Origin of the sequence: Gordonia sp. L191 (assembly GCF_030077625.1) — a bacterium.
In the GTDB taxonomy this organism is placed as follows: Bacteria; Actinomycetota; Actinomycetes; order Mycobacteriales; family Mycobacteriaceae; genus Gordonia; species Gordonia polyisoprenivorans_A.
In genome coordinates this window covers 2,250,174-2,269,872 of the sequence record NZ_CP125996.1, presented here as the reverse complement: position 1 = coordinate 2,269,872, position 19,699 = coordinate 2,250,174, and the positions used below count along the sequence as shown (strand labels likewise).

The 19,699-nt window shown below is 66.4% G+C and carries 18 protein-coding genes; 7 read left to right on the top strand and 11 right to left on the bottom strand.

Annotated features, from left to right (window positions below):
- Positions 1–63 precede the first annotated feature (63 nt).
- The gene (locus tag QNM97_RS10225; protein ID WP_283822624.1) at positions 64–711 is read left to right on the top strand and encodes a winged helix-turn-helix transcriptional regulator; all 648 of its coding nucleotides are present in this window, start codon (positions 64–66) and stop codon (positions 709–711) included.
- A 132-nt stretch (positions 712–843) separates the two neighbouring features.
- Positions 844–1,254, top strand: a complete 411-nt coding sequence (locus QNM97_RS10220; protein ID WP_502875017.1) for a putative immunity protein — start codon at positions 844–846, stop codon at positions 1,252–1,254.
- Positions 1,255–1,562: 308 nt separating this feature from the next.
- On the opposite strand, the gene QNM97_RS10215 is transcribed toward QNM97_RS10220, so the two are convergent.
- From QNM97_RS10215 to QNM97_RS10190, 6 genes are all read right to left on the bottom strand, one after another.
- Entirely contained in the window at positions 1,563–1,742 is a 180-nt protein-coding gene (locus tag QNM97_RS10215; RefSeq protein ID WP_283822623.1) for a hypothetical protein, read from the bottom strand.
- 107 nt (positions 1,743–1,849) lie between these two features.
- Positions 1,850–2,641 (bottom strand): ABC transporter permease, encoded by a 792-nt coding sequence (locus tag QNM97_RS10210; RefSeq protein ID WP_283822622.1) that lies wholly within the window; start codon positions 2,639–2,641, stop codon positions 1,850–1,852.
- Positions 2,642–2,690: 49 nt separating this feature from the next.
- Complete coding sequence (locus QNM97_RS10205; RefSeq protein WP_283822621.1) at positions 2,691–3,959, bottom strand: APC family permease; 1,269 nt, start codon at positions 3,957–3,959, stop codon at positions 2,691–2,693.
- A gap of 142 nt (positions 3,960–4,101) precedes the next feature.
- On the bottom strand, positions 4,102–4,785 hold the full coding sequence (locus QNM97_RS10200) for a haloacid dehalogenase type II (RefSeq protein WP_283822620.1): 684 nt from the start codon (positions 4,783–4,785) through the stop codon (positions 4,102–4,104).
- Between the two features lie 86 nt (positions 4,786–4,871).
- A complete protein-coding gene (locus QNM97_RS10195) occupies positions 4,872–5,321 on the bottom strand; it encodes an SDR family NAD(P)-dependent oxidoreductase (RefSeq protein ID WP_283822619.1) in 450 nt (149 codons plus the stop codon).
- A gap of 19 nt (positions 5,322–5,340) precedes the next feature.
- Positions 5,341–5,574, bottom strand: a complete 234-nt coding sequence (locus tag QNM97_RS10190; protein WP_283822618.1) for an SDR family NAD(P)-dependent oxidoreductase — start codon at positions 5,572–5,574, stop codon at positions 5,341–5,343.
- Positions 5,575–5,738: 164 nt separating this feature from the next.
- Here QNM97_RS10190 and QNM97_RS10185 point away from each other — a divergent pair, with 164 nt between their 5' ends.
- Positions 5,739–5,999 carry an aldo/keto reductase gene (locus tag QNM97_RS10185; protein WP_283822617.1) on the top strand — a complete coding sequence of 87 codons (261 nt, stop codon included), beginning with the start codon at positions 5,739–5,741 and terminating at the stop codon, positions 5,997–5,999.
- Between the two features lie 25 nt (positions 6,000–6,024).
- Here QNM97_RS10185 and QNM97_RS10180 read toward each other — a convergent pair whose 3' ends face one another.
- Positions 6,025–6,636, bottom strand: coding sequence for a class I SAM-dependent methyltransferase (locus tag QNM97_RS10180; protein WP_283822616.1), 612 nt, complete (start codon positions 6,634–6,636; stop codon positions 6,025–6,027).
- Positions 6,637–6,735: 99 nt separating this feature from the next.
- Between QNM97_RS10180 and QNM97_RS10175 the strand changes: the two genes are divergently transcribed.
- The 3 genes from QNM97_RS10175 to QNM97_RS10165 all read left to right on the top strand — a co-directional run bounded on the left by QNM97_RS10175 (position 6,736) and on the right by QNM97_RS10165 (position 9,689).
- Positions 6,736–7,518 carry an alpha/beta fold hydrolase gene (locus tag QNM97_RS10175; RefSeq protein ID WP_283822615.1) on the top strand — a complete coding sequence of 261 codons (783 nt, stop codon included), beginning with the start codon at positions 6,736–6,738 and terminating at the stop codon, positions 7,516–7,518.
- A gap of 92 nt (positions 7,519–7,610) precedes the next feature.
- Positions 7,611–8,582, top strand: a complete 972-nt coding sequence (locus QNM97_RS10170) for an alpha/beta hydrolase (RefSeq protein ID WP_283822614.1) — start codon at positions 7,611–7,613, stop codon at positions 8,580–8,582.
- Positions 8,583–8,591: 9 nt separating this feature from the next.
- Positions 8,592–9,689, top strand: coding sequence for a helix-turn-helix domain-containing protein (locus QNM97_RS10165; protein WP_283822613.1), 1,098 nt, complete (start codon positions 8,592–8,594; stop codon positions 9,687–9,689).
- Positions 9,690–9,753: 64 nt separating this feature from the next.
- Here QNM97_RS10165 and gdhA read toward each other — a convergent pair whose 3' ends face one another.
- Complete coding sequence (gdhA, locus tag QNM97_RS10160) at positions 9,754–11,103, bottom strand: NADP-specific glutamate dehydrogenase (RefSeq protein WP_283822612.1); 1,350 nt, start codon at positions 11,101–11,103, stop codon at positions 9,754–9,756.
- A 120-nt stretch (positions 11,104–11,223) separates the two neighbouring features.
- Positions 11,224–11,652: a type II toxin-antitoxin system Rv0910 family toxin gene (locus QNM97_RS10155; protein ID WP_283822611.1), complete on the bottom strand. Its 429-nt coding sequence runs from the start codon at positions 11,650–11,652 to the stop codon at positions 11,224–11,226.
- Positions 11,653–11,776: 124 nt separating this feature from the next.
- Between QNM97_RS10155 and QNM97_RS10150 the strand changes: the two genes are divergently transcribed.
- Positions 11,777–13,417 (top strand): alkaline phosphatase D family protein, encoded by a 1,641-nt coding sequence (locus QNM97_RS10150; protein ID WP_283822610.1) that lies wholly within the window; start codon positions 11,777–11,779, stop codon positions 13,415–13,417.
- Between the two features lie 50 nt (positions 13,418–13,467).
- Here the strand turns inward: QNM97_RS10150 and QNM97_RS10145 are convergent, their stop codons facing one another.
- Positions 13,468–13,980, bottom strand: coding sequence for a hypothetical protein (locus QNM97_RS10145; RefSeq protein WP_094602027.1), 513 nt, complete (start codon positions 13,978–13,980; stop codon positions 13,468–13,470).
- 183 nt (positions 13,981–14,163) lie between these two features.
- Complete coding sequence (locus QNM97_RS10140) at positions 14,164–19,656, bottom strand: ATP-binding protein (RefSeq protein ID WP_283822609.1); 5,493 nt, start codon at positions 19,654–19,656, stop codon at positions 14,164–14,166.
- Positions 19,657–19,699: the final 43 nt, after the last annotated feature.

Genomic DNA, 19,699 nt, shown 5'->3' with positions numbered 1-19,699 from the left:
CTCCCCCATCACTAGCGTACACTTGAGATTCTCAAGTACGACTCATAAAGTCAAGGAAGAATCATGACTCGGAGTTACCGGCAGTACTGTGGGTTGGCGCGGGCGCTGGACGTCGTTGGTGACCGGTGGAATCTACTGATCGTCCGTCAATTACTCCTGGGACCGGCTCGTAATCGAGAACTCATGGATGGGCTTCCCGGGGTCGCGCCAAATCTTCTCGCGGATCGTTTACGTAACCTCGAAGCCGCGGGCGTGATCGAGCGCCGACCCGCCCCGGTGGGCAACTTCATCGTTTACGCACTGACTCCATGGGGCGCCCAGCTGCGTGGTCCGATCGACGAGCTCATACGCTGGTCTACACCGCTCATGACATCCGGACCGGGGGACGATCCGTTCCTTCCCGATTGGCTCGCGGTCGCCGTGCCCGCACTACTGAACCCTGCGCCGATCGCAGAGAGTGCGACGCCGGTCGTCGGTCTGGACATCAACGGTCAGATTTTCGATCTTCGTATCACCAACGATGGACCGACAATCGCCAGACACGACGGACACACTCTCGACGCGACCTTGCGCGCCGACCCAACGATCATTCTCGGCCTGGCCGCTGGCGTCATCGGCATCGACGACGTTCGCGACGCTATCGAGGTCGACGGCGACGAAGGCGCCCTTCGTACTGTCTTCGCACGTCGGTTGGAAACAACTCAGACGTGAAATGGCGGCAACAAAGTGGACGACGCTGCCTGTTCCACGCGTCGATCACGTCGTCGACCTCGAAGCGATGGACCGCGTTGAACAGCTAACCGAATACGCACAGATCGAATACGCAGGGCAGCCAGCAGACCCGTGATCCGGGCGACTCCCGACTACGTTGGCATAGAGGTCTGCAACAGACATGGGTTCGCCGCGCGTTACGCCGCCGAGTCGGCCCAGGACGTTCTCCCGCTGTTCGAAAGCACATGTCCTGATGACCTTCGACCTCGCCCAGCGATAGATGCTGCCTGGGAGTTCGTCTACGGCGCACGCCGAACCACACTCCAACGAGTCACCTCAGTGGACGCACACCGCGCCGCGAAAGATGCGCCCACCGAGACTGCCCGCCTGGCAGCGCAAGCCGCCGGCGACGCAGCCGCTGCCGCCTACCTGCTCCCCATTGCGAAGGGCCATCAAGTGGCCCACATCCTGCGGGCGGTGGCCAACGCTGCACGCATCGCCGAGATCGAGGCCGGCGATGATCCTGTAACCGCCGAAAGCTGATCGAGTACGCCTGCCACCAGGCAGCGCCACTCTGATCGAAGTCCTCAATCGGTACCCGGTCGGTCACACCACACGGCAAAACCGTGCCGCCCTACTCATGAACGCTCTCGACACCCGGCTCCGTGAGACCCCATAAGCCCCAACTACTTGTCACCACCCCAACTACCGGGACATCGGTCAGGCTGCATCCAGATCAGCCAGCAAATCAAATGACCGACTCCCAGATTGATGTCGGCACTACCGCTTTCACTACCAACCGACAAAATCGCACTCAGACACCTGAATCCCGTCTGCGATCGCGGCCCGAGTCAGTCGTTGTCGGTGGCGGGATCGTTGTCCGTTGCGGGACCATCCTCGGTTGCCCCGCCTTCGCCCGACCAGTCGCCAGCCGATTCGCCTTCTGCTGGATCGGACTGTACGTCGGATTTCGCGCCCTCTGGTCCGGTGCCGACATCTTCGGTATGTGGATCGGTCTTCTTCTCGGTCATGTTTGCTTCTGTACCCGAATCGGCCGTGATCCACACCTGCACGGATCATCCGCTCCGGCTCCAGATCGTCGCCCTCGGAGACATCACGCCCTGCGGGGTGAGTCCGATCAGAGAATGCCGCGAGCGACGAGTTCGGTGGTGACGACAACCGCGACGGCGCTTACGGCCAGTAACGAGATCAGCACGAACAACTGCATGATCGCCGCGGTGGTGACCGACGCGCCGCCCAGGACCATGCCGACGAACGCGCCCGGAATGGTGACCAACCCGACCGAGCGCGTCTGGTCGATGCCGGGGATCAGCGCGGTCGCCGCGGCGCTGCGGCTGATCTCCATCCGTGCCTCACGCGGCACGAAACCCAATGACAGGGCGGCATCGACTTCGCCTCGCCGGGTGGTGAGTTCGTCGTGAGCGCGACGGCCGGCCAACGACGTGGTGTTCATGGCACCACCGAACATGATTCCGGCGGTGGGGATGATCGCCAGACCAGTCGCCGGAAGCACCTCGAGCGCGACAATGCCAGCCACCACGACGATCGTCGGCACCGCAACCGGCAGCAAACACCACAGCGTGCTGCCGATGCCGGCCCGGATCGACGTACGGCGACCGACGATCCGGCCGGCCGACGTCGCCGCGGCCACCGTCGCCATGACTGCCACGAACAGCGTCGAGGCCCACAGCGTGCCGATCACAACGGCGAGGACAGCGGCGAGCGCAGCCAGCTGTCCGGCGGCCCGAATGGCCGCGATCACCACCTGCCGCGTGTGTCCGGTAGCGCCGAGGTGGTTCACCAGTGCTGCGGCAACCACCAGTACAACCACCACGACCCCGAGCGCCGGTCCGATCCGCACCACCGCATTGCCGATATCGTTCACACCTTCATCATTGCCCTGCCGCATCGGCGGGCTCCGGTGGGCACGGGGGGGGCACAGCCGGATCGACTCAGACTCAAGCTCGACGCCGGGCGGTGACGAGGTAGACGATCGTGCCGCTCATCAGGACGGCCGCACCGGACACCACCGACGCGACAGGCAAACACACCGCCAGCACAAGCGCACCAATTGCGCCCACCATGGGGATCACCCGCGGCGGACGCCCCTCTTGCGGCGAGAGCGTCCATGCCGCGGCATTCGCGATCAGGTAGTAGATCAGAACACCGAACGACGAAAAGCCTATCGCGTCACGTACATCCGCCAATCCCGCAACGACGGCAACCACGACGGCCACGGCCACCTCGGCACGATGCGGGACACCGAATCGGTCATGAATTGCGGCCAAAGCACTCGGCAGGTGACGGTCACGTGCCATGGCCAGCACGGTGCGCGAGACGCCCAGGAGAAGCGCAGCAAGCGAACCGAGCGCTGCGATCGCTGCTCCGAACCGCACCACCGAAACCAGCCAGTCCGCGCCGACCGACCGAACGGTGTCGACAAGCGGAGCCGTCGCCAACGCCAGCCACGCTGGGCCGAGAGCCGCGAGTGCGGCCACTGCCACCGCCGCATAAACGATCAAACTGATACCGAGTGCGATCGGAATGGCCAGCGGGATAACGCGTGCCGGGTCTCGAACCTCCTCCCCCAAGGTGGCGATACGGGCATACCCGGCGAACGCGAAGAACAACAGCCCGGCAGCTTGCAGTACCCCGCCGACAGAGACATCTCCACCAAGGGCAAGGCGGGCCGGGTCTGCCGACGACGACGTTGCCACGCTGACCACCACCGCGGCCAGCACGGCGAGTACCACCGCGACGACGACCCTGGTGAGAAGAGCTGATTTCTGTATACCGCGGTAATTGACCGCGGCGATCGCGACCACGGCTGCGACGGCCACGCCGTGCATATGGCTCGGCCAGAGATAGCTGCCGACGGTCAACGCGATCGCCACGCACGATGCGCTCTTCCCAACGACGAAGGACCAGCCGGCCAGGTAACCCCAGAAGGGTCCGAGACGTTGTCGGCCATAGACGTAGGTGCCGCCCGCCGACGGATACCGGGCGGCGAGGCGGGCCGACGACGTCGCGTTGCAGTACGCCACGATTGCCGCGATCGCCAGACCGATCAGCAGCCCCGAGCCCGCAGCCTCCGCGGCGGGCCCCATCACGACGAACACTCCCGCGCCGATCATCGACCCCAAGCCGATGATCACCGCGTCGAACAGACCGAGACGCCGGCGCAGCCGGGGACCCGAATCCTCGAAATGCGGGTTCTCCGAAGTCATAACGGCTCCTCGAGATCGTCAGGATCACAGATCGACAGAATCGTCTACAGGGCGAACGAGCCCTTGTCGCAGCGGTGAACTCCAGATGAAGAGCCGATCGCCACCGATACGGCAATCTCTGTAGCATCAAACTCCGCAGCAGCTAACCCCGTAGCGCCGTCGCGAGCTCGTCCAGCCCATCGAAGTATCCATCGAACCTGTCGGCGCCCGACGGCGCATCCCCGACGGGACGGTGAACGTACGCGGCTCGCATGCCGGCCGCCTGGGCCGCGCGGAGATCCCATGCGTGGGCGGCGACCATCAACATGTGGTCCGGGGGTGTGCCCGCGCTCTCGATCGCAAGGCGATACACCTCGGGCGACAGTTTGTACGTACGTACCTCTTCAGCCGAAAGTGCTCGATGCCAACGGAGTTCGGCATGGCTACCTAGTTCTTCCAGCGTCGCGACGCTCGAATTCGACAGCGCGAACACAGTGACGTGCTGCGCCAGTCGGTCGACTCCGGCAGGAGCATCTGCCCACGGACGAAGACGTCGCGTCGCGGCGGCGAGACGGTTACGTCGTGCTGGATCAGTGATGTCGGCGCGATCCATCACCAGACCGGCCGCCTCGGCATCGAGTTGGTCACTGTTGGCGTAGTCGCGGAGCCCGCGGAGAATTCGTTGCTGCTGCTCCTCGATGTGCTCCTGCCACACGGCCAGCAACTCGGTAGCATCCTGTTTGTCGCCCACAGCCTCGGCGATCGCGGTGGTCAATCCCCCGGGCTCGTCGACAAGAGTGCCAAGCACATCGATGACGACAGTCGTGATCACTCCGAGTTCAGACATTACTGAGCAGCCTACCTGCGCTGGGCTCGATCACCTCTCGCCGACAAGCCCAATCTCATCCTCAACGACGCAACGATGGACAGAGGTCAATGCAAGACCATCCCACCATTGGGTGAGATCAGCTGCCCGGTGATCCATCCGGCGTCGACGGAGAGAAGTTTGGTGACGATGTGAGTGACGTCCCGAGGTGTTCCAACGCGACCGACGAGGGTGCCGGCCGCTGCCTGTTCGAGCATCGCACTATTGGGAGTCCCGTAGCCACCGACCTCGAAAAAGCCAGTGCCGGAGACAAATCCCGGCACAACAACGTTGGCGGTGATCCCCCGGGCTCCGGCTCGCAATGCAAGATCGCGTCCGTATCCGGCAACAGCGGCCTTCGCCGTGGCATAGGGCCCGCCGCGGCCGTCAAGCGCCGAGGTCGATGCGATCAACACGATGCGCCCCCGATCGTCGACGACGCGCGGAAGCAGATACTCGACGGGCAACACAGTGGAGAGGAGGTTCTTGTCCAGGGCAGCGACCCACCGCGCCCGCACCGCCTCGGGACTCGCGTCGTCACCCGAATCCCCTTGTCCCCCCCGCCGCAGCGACCATCCCGGTGACGGCACGGTCGCCGATCGCGGCAACGAGAGATCGGGCGCCCTCGACCGTGGAGACGTCTGCCACCACAACCTCGATGCACCGACCGCGGGCTGCCGCGGCGGTCTGGCGCAGCGGCTCCTCGCGTCGCCCGACAATGACGACAGTCTGGCCTTGTGCGGCGAGTCGTAGCGCGATGTCGCGGCCCATTCCGGTGCCACCGCCGGTCACTACGTGCAGTTCGGATGCCGTGACACCGAGACTATCGGCGGCCCACAGGTCAAGGCCGACGCAGCAGCGACCTGTGTCTCGAACACGAGATGGCATGGGTTCCCCACTTTCCACTCGGTTCTGCACTCCCCGGTATCCCGAAGGTGGGCGAGAATTCCGTCGTCATCGACATCGCCCGAGATCTCGATGTCTCCCCCGCCCAGGTCGGCCTGGCGTGGCTACTGGCCCACTCGCCGAACACCCTGCTGATCCCCGGAACATCCGACATAAGACACCTCGACGCCAACCTTGCCGTCCGCGACATCACCTTGAATCCAGAATCCGTTACCACTCTCGACGCACTGGGCGCCGCAACCACGACCGCCCCCATCGAAGCGCCGCGATGGCCCGCCGAGGCACGCTGAGCTACGACGTCGACAGCCCACCCCACTACCCGGCGCTCGGCTTCTCCCAGATCAGTGCATACCGGAACATCGCCAGTCTCCGAAAACGCCCTCCCGGCAACTGTTCTCGCGCACATCGACGTACCTCGGAATAGGAGTGCGGCGGGGGCAACACGATGGGTGCGGTGTGCTCCCAATAGCCGCGACGCCACGACAGCCACCGATGTTGGAGTATGCCGACCAGGTGGAGTGCGTAGTCGGTGGGCCGCGAGGAGTGAGCCAGACCGACGACCGCAACGACGCCGCCGGGCGCAGTGAGCTCCGCCAATCGATGCAGACCCGCTCGGAGATCGGGTAGATGGTGCAGCGTGGCGACCGACGCGACCACATCGAAGGTCCGCTCGAACGGGTAACTCATCACGTCGCCGCACATCCACTCGACTCCCTCGGCTTCGCCTCGTGCTCGATTCAGCACTGAGGCATCGGCGTCGATCGCCGACACGTCATCGAGACGTGCGGACAGGTCGACGGCCAGGAGCCCGTCACCGGTCCCCACGTCGAGTGCTGATCGGGCATCCGCGGGAATCGCGTCGAGGATCACCTGGTGATAGTGGATGTTGTGGTTCCACCTTCTGCGGCCCGGATGGGTGCTGGACACCTTTCGACCGTAGCAATCGTCAGCTGGGCGGCGATGAATTGCGCGGCTCGGCCGAGTCAGTACCGGCATCACATCCACAACAACGTCCGGAGGACCGCGATGCCGTTGGCACTGTATTTCGAGAAGCACGGCGACTCCGGTGGGCCACGGCCACCGCTCGTCCTGGTCCACGGTGGCGCGGGCTCGATAGCGACCAACTGGGAGTACATGATGCCCGCACTGGCCGCCGACCGCCTCGTCATCGGCGTCGAGCTCCAGGGTCATGGCCACACCCCGCATGCCGATCGCCCCTACACCTTCGAGAATTCCGCCGACGACATCGCGGCACTCGTCGGTGACCTCGACATCCCGCGCGTCGACATCCTGGGATTCAGCAACGGTGGGCCGACCGTGTTGCGCTTCGCCCAGCGACACCCGGCACTGACGCGGCGATGCGTCATCGCGTCGGGTTTCGCGCGGCGCGACGGAATGATCCCCGGATTCTGGGACAACTTCGACGCCCCGACTGCCGATTCGATGCCTGATTCACTCGCCGACGCCTATCAGGCGATCAATCCCGATCCCGCCGATCTCCAACGAATGTTCGATCTCGATGTCGCGGTGATGCGCGGGTTCCGGGACTGGGCCGACACCGAACTCGCGGCACTCGACGCACCGATTCTGTTCGTCAGTGGCGACCACGACGTCGTCCTCCCCGAGCACACCGTGTGGATGGCGTCGGCAGTGGCCCACGGCCGTGCGCTGATCCTGCCTGCAGCGCACGGCGACTTTCTCGGATCGGTGGAGGCCGGAGAACCGGACGCCGTGCTCACGCGCGCGTGTGTCGACCTGATCCGACGCTTTCTCGACGAGGAGTCAGTCGAAACCGCTCGCGTCGGATGAGCGAGTCCGAATTCCCGACACCTGTCGGGTGACGCACACCACAACGCGGACGAGACTGGCGTCACCGATCGACCGCAAGGAAAGGTAACGTCATGGCCGACCTCAAGAATCTGGACCCGGAACTCGCAGCAGCGGTGACCATGCTCCCCCAGCTGGGCTTCGACGATCTCGAGGGCGCCCGAACGGGCTTCAACGCCCTGGTGCAGACCATGCTGGACGGTCTCGACCGAACCGGCGTCGAGTTGAAGCTGCTGTCCGCACCCGGCCTCGACGGCGACCCGGAGGTGCCGATCCGGTTCTTCACTCCGGCCGGCGCCGCCGGAGCCCTGCCGACACTGGTGTGGATTCATGGTGGCGGTTTCGCCGTGGGGACGGCCGAGTCCAGCGATCCACTGTGCGTGGCGATCGCTCGCGAGTTGGGCATCGCTGTGGCCAATGTCGAGTACCGCCTCGCCCCCGAGACGCCCTTCCCCGGGCCCGTCAACGACTGCTATGCGGCCCTCGCCCATGTGCACGCCCACGCCGCGGAACTGGGCGTCGACCCGTCGCTGATCGCAGTCGGAGGCCAGAGCGCCGGCGGTGGACTCGCGGCAGGCACCGTTCTGATGGCCCGCGATCGGGGCGAGGTGCCGGTGGTGTTTCAGCTGCTCGACATCCCCGAACTCGACGATCGGCTGGCCACGACCTCGATGACCGAGTTCACCGACACCCCGATGTGGCATCGCCCGAACGCGATTCTGTCGTGGCAGTACTACCTCGGTCCCGACTACACGGGCCCGTCCGATGCGTCGGTGTCGAGTTACGCCGCGCCGTCACGCGCCACCGACCTGTCGGGCCTGCCGCGCACCTACGTTTCCACGATGGAACTCGATCCTCTGCGCGACGAGGGCATCTCCTACGCCGTCGCGATACTGCACGCCGGAATCAGCGTCGAATTGCATTCGTTCCCCGGGACATTCCACGGCTCGTCGCTCATCGACGCCGCCGAGGTCAGCCGCCGTCAGACCGCGGAACTGATGGGCGCACTGGCACGAGCCTTGCGGGTGAGTTCACCGGTCTCGTAGCGTGGTTGTGTGCAAGGTCTGATGTACCGCCTCGCCGAGCTCGACGCCGACTCGGCGGGGATGGTACGGATCATCGACTACTTCGACGCACTCCTGCGTCACGGCGCCGACATCACCGAACTCCTGCGCGCCAGTGCGGTGCTCGCCGATTGCGTCGTCGGTATCAGGGCCAATGGACTCGTCACCCGGCGATGCACACCGCGGGGTGAATGGCGGCGTCCGCTGGAGGCGTCGGCGGCAACCACCTCCCGCGACATCATCCTCGACGACCATTGCGTCGGGACGGTCTGGATCGAACGTCCGGGTACCGCCGTGGCGCTCGACGAGATGCTCGTCGACCGTCTGGCACTGACGGCGGCGGCGATCATCAGGCCACACCGCGCGCACTCCGACCTCGAGCAGTCCGCCGCCCTGCTGAACGCCGACGGGGCGGCCGCCGCGCTCGACGCGTGCAGCGCCCTCGACGTCGACCCGACCCTTCGTGTCCGCGTCGTGAGCCTCGCCGATCCGACCGGTCCGTCCGACCGTGTCGCGCACGTGGCCCAACGGCTCGCCCGGCAACTCTCACCCGGACGGCTGACCGCTGTCGCCACCGACCGCGATCATCTCGTGGTCGTCACCGACCTCGACGAGACCGTGGCGGCTCTGTCGGCCGACCCCGCAGCGCGGACCGTCGCATGCGGGGTATCGCTGGAATCCGACGCCGCCACGCTCCATCGCTGGGTCGGCACTGCCCGGCTGGCGCAAAAGCATGGCGGCACAACGAATATGGTGTTCTGCGCCGACGAGTTCGGCGCCCTGAACCTGTTGCTGACCGTCGCTCCGGAATCGCTGTCGGCCATTCCGGACGTCGCGCGGTGCGACTACGTGCGCCAGAGCAAGAACGGCGCGGACCTGTTGGACACACTGCGTGTCTACCTCCAGGTCGGCACGCTCAGAGACACCGCCGAGCAGATGCACATGCACCACAGCAGCATCGCGACACGCCTGAAATCACTATCCGCCGCCGCGCACTTCGACGTCACCGCCATCGAGAACCGAGCTCGCGCAACGGCGATGCTGCTCGTCGACGACCTACGCCGCGATGCCGGGTCGCCAACACCCTGAAAACCACATCCGATACGCCCCCGGACCTGCACAGGTTCTCGGACCCACGAGCGCCGAATCCTCATCAGATCACTCCGAGGGCCAGCATCGCATCGGCGACGTGGGTGAAGCCGGCGATGTTGGCGCCGAGGACGTAATCCCCCGGAACCCCGTATTCGTCGGCTGTCCGCACACACGTCTGGTGGATGCCGCTCATGATCTCCGACAACCTGCTTTCGGTGTATTCGAAACTCCAGGAGTCCCGAGACGCGTTCTGCTGCATCTCCAGAGCACTGGTCGCCACGCCACCGGCGTTGGCGGCCTTTCCGGGGGCAAACATCACACCGGCCTTGGAGAGGGCTTTGATCGCCTCCGGGGTGGCCGGCATGTTGGCGCCTTCGGCGACCACCCGGCATCCGTTGCCGATCAAGGACTCCGCGTCGGTGGCGTCGAGTTCGTTCTGTGTCGCGCAGGGAATCGCGATGTCGGTGGGCACCTCCCAGATGGAACGCCCGGGGACGAAATGTGCTGTTAAGCCCCGTGTCCGAGCGTAGTCGGCAATCCGCGCCCGGCGCACGTTCTTGACCTCGCGGAGGAGTTCGAGATCGATGCCGGTCTCGTCCACCACGTAACCACCGGAATCCGAGCACGCCACCACACGTCCGCCGAGTTGGTGCACCTTCTCGATCGCGTATTGGGCGACGTTGCCCGATCCCGACACCACGATCCGACGGCCCTCGAGATCCTCTCCGCGCGCGGCGAGCATTTCCCTAACGAAGAACACCACTCCGTAACCGGTGGCCTCGGGACGAACCTGCGAGCCGCCCCACGTCAGTCCCTTGCCGGTGAGCACCCCGGATTCGTATCGGTTGGTGATGCGCTTGTATTGCCCGAAGAGATAACCGATCTCGCGGCCGCCGACCCCGATGTCGCCGGCCGGGACATCGGTGTACTCACCAATGTGGCGATACAGCTCGGTCATGAAGGACTGGCAGAAGCGCATCACCTCTCCGTCCGACCGTCCTTTCGGATCGAAGTCGGCGCCACCCTTGCCGCCGCCGATGGGCAGCCCTGTCAGCGCGTTCTTGAAGATCTGCTCGAACCCGAGGAACTTCACCACCCCGAGATACACGCTCGGGTGGAATCGCAACCCGCCCTTGAACGGTCCGAGAGCGGAGTTGAACTCGACGCGGAAACCGCGATTGATCCGCACGCGCCCGGCGTCGTCGACCCACGGCACGCGAAAGATTATCTGGCGTTCGGGCTCGCACAGTCGCTCGATGATCCCGGCGTCGGCGTAGTGGGGATGCGCGGCCAGTACTGGTCCGAGGCTGTCGAACACCTCGCGGACCGCTTGATGGAACTCGGCTTCGCCGGGATTTCGCGCGACGACCTCGTCGTAGAGGTCCTGCACCTTCTCCTCGAGCCTTGCCATCGCTGCCACCTTCCGCCGACGCGTCGAACCACCACGATCCGGGGACACCGGACGTCTCGCGCCGAGCCTATCGGTAGACAGATATAGCGCCCATTTCGGGCAGGATCGACTTAACCTCCCTCACACGAGGGTGGCGAGATTCTCGATCGACTTCTTCACATCGGACTCGACGATCTTGGCGACGAACCGGCCGATCGGTCCGCCGAGCACACCCCCGGCCAACTCTGCATTCAGCGCGAACCGTGAACCGTCGGCGCCGCCGGACACGGTCATCGTCAAGGTGATCCGCACCCCGCCACGGCCGTGACCCCGCAGCGCGATGACACGCGGCGCGTCGTAGTCGGTCACCTGCCAGTGGATGATGTTGCGAAATCCCTTGACCCGGATCACCGAGGACACCTGGGTACCCTCACCGATGTCGGCGGGTACGTCGCTGCGCCAGCCCCCGAAGATCGTCATCCACTCGGGAAATCGGGAGAGGTCCGAGGCCAGGTCCCATGCGGCCTGCGGGGCCAGATCCGAGTCGATCTCCACGTCGACGTCTGCCATGAACACCCTTCGTCGTCACGTCATTTGTGAGGCGACCATACCCACCGGGGCAGGCAGGCAAACATCGACGCGGCTCATCGAGGACACCCCGACACCGGACAAGCCGGACACGTAGCCTGGTGCGATGGCATTGCTCCTCGGCCCGATCCTGCGGCATGTCGACGCAACGACGGCATCGGTGTGGGTGCAGACCGATGGTCCCGCCGAGGTCGAGGTCCTGGGTTGCCGTGCATCGACCTTCGAGGTCGCGGGCTTTCATTACGCGCTGGTCCGCGTGACCGGCCTGACCCCCGACTCCACCGTCGCCTACGAGGTCATCCAGGACGGCGCCACCGTCTGGCCCGAGCCCGGATCGGCGTTTCCGCCCAGCGTCATTCGGACCCGCGGGCCCAACACCACCGGTCGGCTCCGGGTGATCTTCGGGTCGTGCCGCTATCCACGGACCGGCGTCGCCGACCTCGACGACAAACTTGGTGTCGACGCGCTCGACGCGTATGCCACCGCGATGGCCACCCGGCCCACCCCGGAGTGGCCGGACGTGCTGATCCTCCTCGGTGACCAGGTCTACGCCGACGAACTGACCCCGCAGGCACGCGCGCATCTCGCGGGTCGGCGTCAGGGATCGGTGCGCAGCAAACGCCCGGCGGACGAGGTGGTCAGCTACTCCGAATACGAGGGCCTGTACCGGCACACCTGGGGCGACCCGGAGATCCGCTGGATTCTCTCGACCGTGCCCACCGCCATGATTTTCGACGATCACGACATCCGCGACGACTGGAACACCTCGGCCACGTGGCGCGCACAAATGAACGACCTCCCGTGGTGGCGCGATCGCATCCGTTCGGGCCTCGCCGCGTACTGGGTGTACCAGCATCTGGGTAACCTCTCCCCCACCGAACTCGACGCCGACCCGGACTGCCGGCGAATCCTCCACGCCGACACCGATATCTGGCCGCTGCTCGTCGATATCGCCGACCGTGCCGACGCCGACACCGCCGAGGACGAGGGCCTGCGCTTCAGCTATCGCTGGGATCTCGGTCGCAACCGCCTGATCATGATCGATTCCCGCAACGGCCGTGTCCTGACCGGCGACACCCGAAAGATGCTCAGTGACAACGAATTCGAGTGGCTCTCCGATCAGGCCACCGACGCGTCCGGCGAGATCGACCATCTCATTCTGGGATCGTCGCTGCCGTGGTTGCTGCCACCGGCGGTCGCCGATCTGCAATCCATCGACGAGGCGCTCGCCGCCCGGCCGGGACTTCGGGGTCGGCTGGGCGAAAAGATCCGGCAGGCAGCCGATTTCGAGCATTGGCCGGCGTTCTTCGAGTCCTTCGTCACCCTCAGCGCCCTGATCACCGGACTTGCTCGCGACGGACGACTCGCATCGATCACGGTGCTCTCCGGCGATGTACACCACAGCTACGCGGCACGCGCCGAGGTGCCGGTCACCGATGTGGCCACCACCGAGGCGACGCCGGTGTATCAGCTCGTGTGCTCACCGGTCCACAATCATGTTCCGGCCTATGTCCGTCCGGTGTTCCGGTTCGGGTGGTCGCGCGGGTTCGCACGCGTCACCCGCGCCTGGGCACGACGACTCGGGGTACCCGAGCCGCCGCTGCGCTGGAGCGACGAATGCGGTCCGTTGTTCGGCAACACGATCGCGACCCTGACCACCGGCGGCCGGACAGCGACCGTCACCTTCTCCCAACCCGATGGCGACGGGACGCTGTCCGACGTCGCCGTCCTGCGCCTGACCGACTGAACGCCCGACCGACCGACCCGGACGGACGCTCCACCCGAGACGCACGTGCGTCAGCCCCCGATCGCACTCCACGGGGCGTACGCCCAACCCACCAGCTGCCAGGATCCGAGATTGGCGCTCGGCAGGATCTGGATATCGGTGCCGTCGCCCCAGCCGGGGGCGAATCCCTGCACGCCGCCACTGAGGTAGTGCCCGTCGCCCATGGAGATGTCGACGTGGCCGCCGTCGGAACCCTCGGAGAAGACCAGAGCCCCGGGTGGGGCGGGCAGCGTGCTGTGGCCCTGCCCGCGGGCGGCCAGCTGATCGTAGAAGGCGATCGCCCCATTGTGCGGGATGGCGTTGGCGGTGGTTCGTCCGTAGGCGGCGTCGACGAAGTCCTCGCACCCGTATTCGCCGAAATCATCGGTGTGCAGCATCGTCGACCCCCGCGCGATCGCGATGCCGCCGTTGCCGACGTCGACGGCCTGGGACACCACCCCGGCCGGCGTGACGGCGGCGGCGGTACCCGCCGCCAGACAGGTGAGTGCAGCGACGGATCCGACGGTGATCAGTAAACGTTTCATGACTTCCTCGATGTGGACGATCAATCCACATCGACGCTGCCACAACAATTGTCGATTTCAGGGTGCTGACAAGACACCCACAGCTCACCCGTAGATCACCCAAGGCGAGTGAAACGGACGACACGGCCCCGCCGTCACCGTGACCGGTGAGGGCGGGGCCGCGGCCTCGAAGGGGGTGGGCGCTCAGGAGGTCGCCATGCGAGCTCCTGCACCGGCCCAGACGGGGTTGCTCTCGATGGCGGCGATGATGCGCGGACGCAGTTCCGCGGCGTCGATCACCGCGTCGACCGAACCGACCTCGACGGCACGACGGATGCTGTGCACCGAGTCGAACTCGGCCGCGAGCTCGCTGATCTTCTCCGCACGCACCGACTGACGGATGTCGGCGAGTTCGGCGTTGATCGCCGGACGGTCGGCACCGGAAGCATGCGCGAGGCGGGCCTCCACCTCACGAACCCGCGCATCGGCGGCCGTACGCTTGCCGACCTCACCGGCGAACACGACCGCGGCCGCGGGCGCACCACCGAGCACCGACGCGAACGAACCGTCGATCGCGAGCACGGTCATGTTGGGGTTCAACGCCTTCGAGAACACCACGAACGCGCCGCCGTGGTAGCGCGAGATGACGCAGAAGACGATCGGCCCACGGAAGTTGACGATCGCCCGACCGATCTCGGCACCGTATTCCAACTGCAGTTTGCGCATCGATTCCGGCGATCCGTCGAAGCCGGAGAGGTTGGCCAACACCACCAGCGGACGGTTGCCGCTGGCCACGTTGATCGCCCGCGCCGCCTTCTTCGACGACTGCGGGAACAACGTGCCCGCGGTGTAGGTGTCGGGCCCGTCGGTCGGCTTGTAGCCGCGGCGCTGCACCTCGCGGGACTCGATACCCAACAGGCACACCGGGATTCCGCCGAGGTGGACGTCGCACACCACGGCGGTCTCGGCGTCGGCCATCCCGGCCCACCGCTCGAGGACGGCCTGATCCTGGTCGGCGACGGCCCGCATGACGGTCCGAATGTCGAAGGGCTTCTTGCGATCCGGGTTGTGTGCCGGCGAGAAGATCTGTCCGACCGTGGTGAAGTCGCTGCCGGACAACACATGTGGGTAATCGGAGATGTCGCGGGCGACCGGATCGGAGGATTCGGCGCGCCGCGGCGTCTGCTCGCCGGGAACGATGTAGGTGTGGTCGTAGTGCGACATCAGCACATCGCGCGCCGAGACGAGGTTGGGCGCCCAGTACTGGGCCTGGCCGTTGGGGCCCATCACCCGGTCGTAACCGCCGATACCGAAGTTGTCCTCCGCCGACACGCCACCGGAGAAGTCCAGGGACTGCTTGCCGGTCAACACCATTGCCGAATCCGGGGTCATCACCAGGATGCCCTTGGTGTGCATCAGCATCGTCGACTCGGCATTCCAGTACGGCTGCGCACCGACGTTGATGCCGGCGACCACGATGTTGATCTCACCGCCCGCCTGGGTGAACTCGACGACCCGCTTGAGCGCCCGAGCGACCCAGTCCATGTTCTCGGTACCGGAGTCCATCGAGATCCGGGCACCCGAGGACAACGCGTACCACTCGAGCGGCACCTGCATCGACTCGGCGAGGTCGAGGGCCGCGATGACCCGGGCGCACTCCGGTTCGGAGAGGGCGCCGAGCGACTTCGTCGGATCACCGAGCAGCACCACCCGGGTCACGCCCTGCGGGTACTTGTCGGTGGGCGTGGTGATCACACCGGCGACGATCGCCGCGGAGTTGCGGCCCTTGGGCCGGTCCACCGGCACCAGTCGTTGCTCGTCGTCGAGGTCGTACTCGTCGAAGGACCCGAGCAATCCCACCAGCTCGTAGGGGTAGACGGTGTTGCGACGCGCGGCGCGCAGCACCTTCTGCCGGAACGCGTCGACCGGTTCGATCGGCTCGTCGGACGGCTCGCCGACGATCACGTCGAAGCCGCCTGCGGCGTTCACTGCGAACCGGACGGCGACCTTCGTCAGCTCTCCGGTCTCGCGGTCACGCTGGCGCGCGATCAGCAGGACCTCTTCGAGTCCCACCCCGGCGGCGGTGCCGCGGATGTGGTCGGCGATGGTCTGCAGGTTGTCGCGGGCACCGTCGATCGGCGGCCACACGTACATGACGATGCGGTTGGTCGTCGAGGTCAGGTTGGACCGGCGTTGTGCGCGCCGGATCGAGTCGACACACGAGGACAGGATGCTCTCGGCACGGGGCAGCGTCAGCAGTTTGCCGTCGGTCTCGCGCAACGCGGTGAGATCGCGCACCTGGGCGAAGGCGATGAGCCGCTCGTCGGACGGATTCTCCTTGGCCACACAGTGGAACAGGTAGACCTCTTCGTCGTCCGCCGACGGCAGACGGGTGAGGTCGAACTTGCGCAGCCGCTCCATCTGCATCCGCTGGGCGATGTAGGGGTGCAGCCCACGGATGAGACGCTCCTCGACCATGCCCGTCGACGACGGCCGGAACGTGAAGTGATGATGCATCAGCGCCTCGTTGCTGCCGGCCACCGCGATGGTGAGCCGGTGCACCTGCTGCGGCAGGGAGGCCGCGGCGATGCGCTCGTGCAATGCATCGGCCATGGCATCGAAATCGCCGGGCTGCTCCTCCCACGAGAGGTAGACGTCGGCGTCGACCGAGGCCACCCCGCGCGCCATCTCGGCGAGACCACCGAGGACCGTGTCGAGTTCGTCGAACCGGACCGCGGCCGAGACCAGGCTCAGGCCATTGCGCTCGGCGATGACGAAGCTCGCACCGCCGAACTCCTGCACACGGACGTCGCGCAGTCCCTTGTTGCCGTAGTAGCGGCGGGTCAGCACCTCGAGCATGACCGTGTTGTCGGCGATCCCGCGCACCATCCGCTGGCCGAGCAGACGGACGAGCGGCTCGGTGGAGCGGACCATGTCGGCGATGTGCTCGTCACGGTCGGCGGCCTCGGGATTGGCGTCGAGGTAACGCAGGTGTTCGCGCAGCTCCCCGTACACCCGGGCCCGGTTGCGACGCAGCAGCGGCTGGCCGTACCAGGAGTAGACGACGCCGCGGGCGAGGTCGGCGATCGCCGGGAAACGCAGCTGCGTCGCGGAGACGAGCTTGTCGAGGGCAACCCCGACGCGGTCCTGCAGTTCCTCGCGCGGGGTGGGCTCGCCGAGCCACTCGCGCAGCAGGGTCGAGACCGAGGTGACCGAGTCCGACGGATTCTGCAGGGCCAGGAACACGCGGAACACCGCGGCCTCGAGTTCGGGGGTCCGGTCGAGATCGGTGACCCCGTAGTGCGCGAGAGCCCGGCTCAGCTGATCGTGGAACGACTGCGGGAGCCCGTCGCGTTCGACGTCGAGGCTCTGCAGGTAGGTGTGGAAGTTCTCCCGCGCGCTGTGGACATGCTCGACGCCCATCTGGTCCTCGGACGGACGGTTCTGGCTCAGCTCGGCGAGATCGGCGAACACGGTGATCAGTTCGAGCTCGTCGGACAGCGGCCGGCGACCGGACTCGATGACCGCGTGCCGGACCGCCAGATAGTCGTCGAGCAGCCGCGTCCGGTCATGCGGATCGACGTCATAACCGAGCAGTTGGCTGCGCAGGTCTTCGAGGGTGCGGGTCGAGCGTTCGTGTGGCTCGATGTCGGTGGGCATCGACGGCAACTCGAGTTCGACGCCCTCGGTGGCCTCCTCGGCCGCATCCGCGTCATCGTCGTCGGCGAGGGGTTCCAGGCGCATCAACGCCGCGCCGGTCTCGACCTGGGTGCCGACGGAGACGACACACTCCTTGAGTCGCGAACGGACCGGCGCCCGCAGCACCGTCTCCATCTTCATGCTCTCGAGCACCAGCACCGGGGCGCCGGCCTCGACCTCGTCACCGACCTCCAGCGGCGTCGCGACGACCAGCGCGGGAGCGGGCGAACGCACCACGCCGCCCTCGTCGCGGCTGACGCGGTGGGTCACGCCGTCGACGTCGACGAGGTGCACCGGGCCGTGGGTGTCGGTGATCAGGCGATAGCGAACGTGGTTGATGACCAGTTGCGCGGCGTGCTCGTCGAACCGTTCGAGGTCGACGTCGGCGCTGTAGGTCTGGTCGCCGGATTCGATGCCGACGCGGAATCGGTGCGCACCGATCCGCGCCACGCGCACGCGGTAGGTCGCCCCGCGCAGTTTCAGATCCAGCGGTCGGCCACTGTCGTGCTGCACCTGCGGGCGACCGCCCGAGGCCGTCGACAACAGGCGCTGCCGCTCGACGAGTTCCTCTTCCTCATAGGCGTCGATCGCGGCAGCGGCCAGCGCGATCGCCGAGTGCCGATGGGCGACGAGGCCGCCCTCGGCGCGGACGCGGTCGATCCAGCCGGTGTCGGCGCTGCCGTCGATCACCTCGGGCTGATTCAGCAGTTCGAGGACGAAGCTCTTGTTGGTGGCGCCGCCCTCGATGATGACGCGGGTCTCGGTCATCGCCCGGCGCAGTCGGCCGAGGGCCTCGTCGCGGTCGCGGCCGTACGCGATGATCTTGGCGATCATGGAGTCGAAATCGGCGGGGATGGTGTCTCCGGCGCTGACGCCGGTGTCGACGCGGATGCCCGGGCCCGCCGGCAGTTCGAGACGCGCGATCCGGCCGGGTGACGGCGCGAAGTCGCGGTCGGGATCCTCGGCGTTGAGCCGCGCCTCGATCGCGTGACCACGCTCGGCGGGCGGCTCCCCCTCCAGCTTGTTGCCGGAAGCGACGTGCAATTGCGCCCGGACGAGATCGAAGCCGGTGGTGGTCTCGGTGATCGGGTGCTCGACCTGCAGTCGGGTATTGACCTCGAGGAAGGCGAACAGCTTCTCACCGGGGTGATAGAGGAATTCCACCGTCGCCGCACCGCAGTACCCGACGGCGACGGCGAGTCGCTCGGCCGAGGCCTTGAGCTCGGCGACCTGCTCGGGCGACAGCACAGGCGACGCCGACTCCTCGATGATCTTCTGGTTGCGACGCTGCACCGAGCAGTCGCGCACGCCGAGCGCCCACGCGGTGCCCTGGCCGTCGGCGATCACCTGGACCTCGACGTGACGAGCGCCGGTCACCAGACGTTCGAGGAAGACCACACCGCTGCCGAAGGCGCGGGCGGCCTCGTCGCGGGTGCGGGCGTACGCGTCGCGCAGGTCCTCGTCGTTGGTGATGACGCGGATGCCGCGACCACCGCCGCCTGCGGTCGCCTTGAGCATGAGTGGATAGCCGATGCCGGCCGCCGCGGTGACCGCCTCCTCGACGCTGTCGACCGCACCGCGGCTCCACGGGGCGACGGGCACACCGACCTCTTCGGCGATGAGCTTGGCGCCGATCTTGTCACCGAGCTTGCGCATGGCCTCGGCCGACGGGCCGATGAAGGTGACGCCGATCCGGTCGCACAGTTCGGCGAACAGCGGGTCCTCGGCCACGAATCCCCAGCCGACCCACGCCGCGTCGGCGCCGGTCTCGAGCAGTGCGCGCTCGAGCACCTTGAGGTTCAGGTACGGGCGCTCGGCCGCCGGGCCGAGGTCGTAGGCGATGTCGGCCTCACGGACGAAGGTCGCGTTGCGATCCACATCGGTGTGCAGTGCGACGACCTCTATCGACTGTCCTGTTTCTGCGCACAGGCCCCGAACGGCGTGAATGAGACGGACGGCCGACTCACCACGGTTCACGATGGCAATGCGAGTGAACATCACCGACTCCTCATCTTTTGTCATACCCAACGATTGTCCGCGC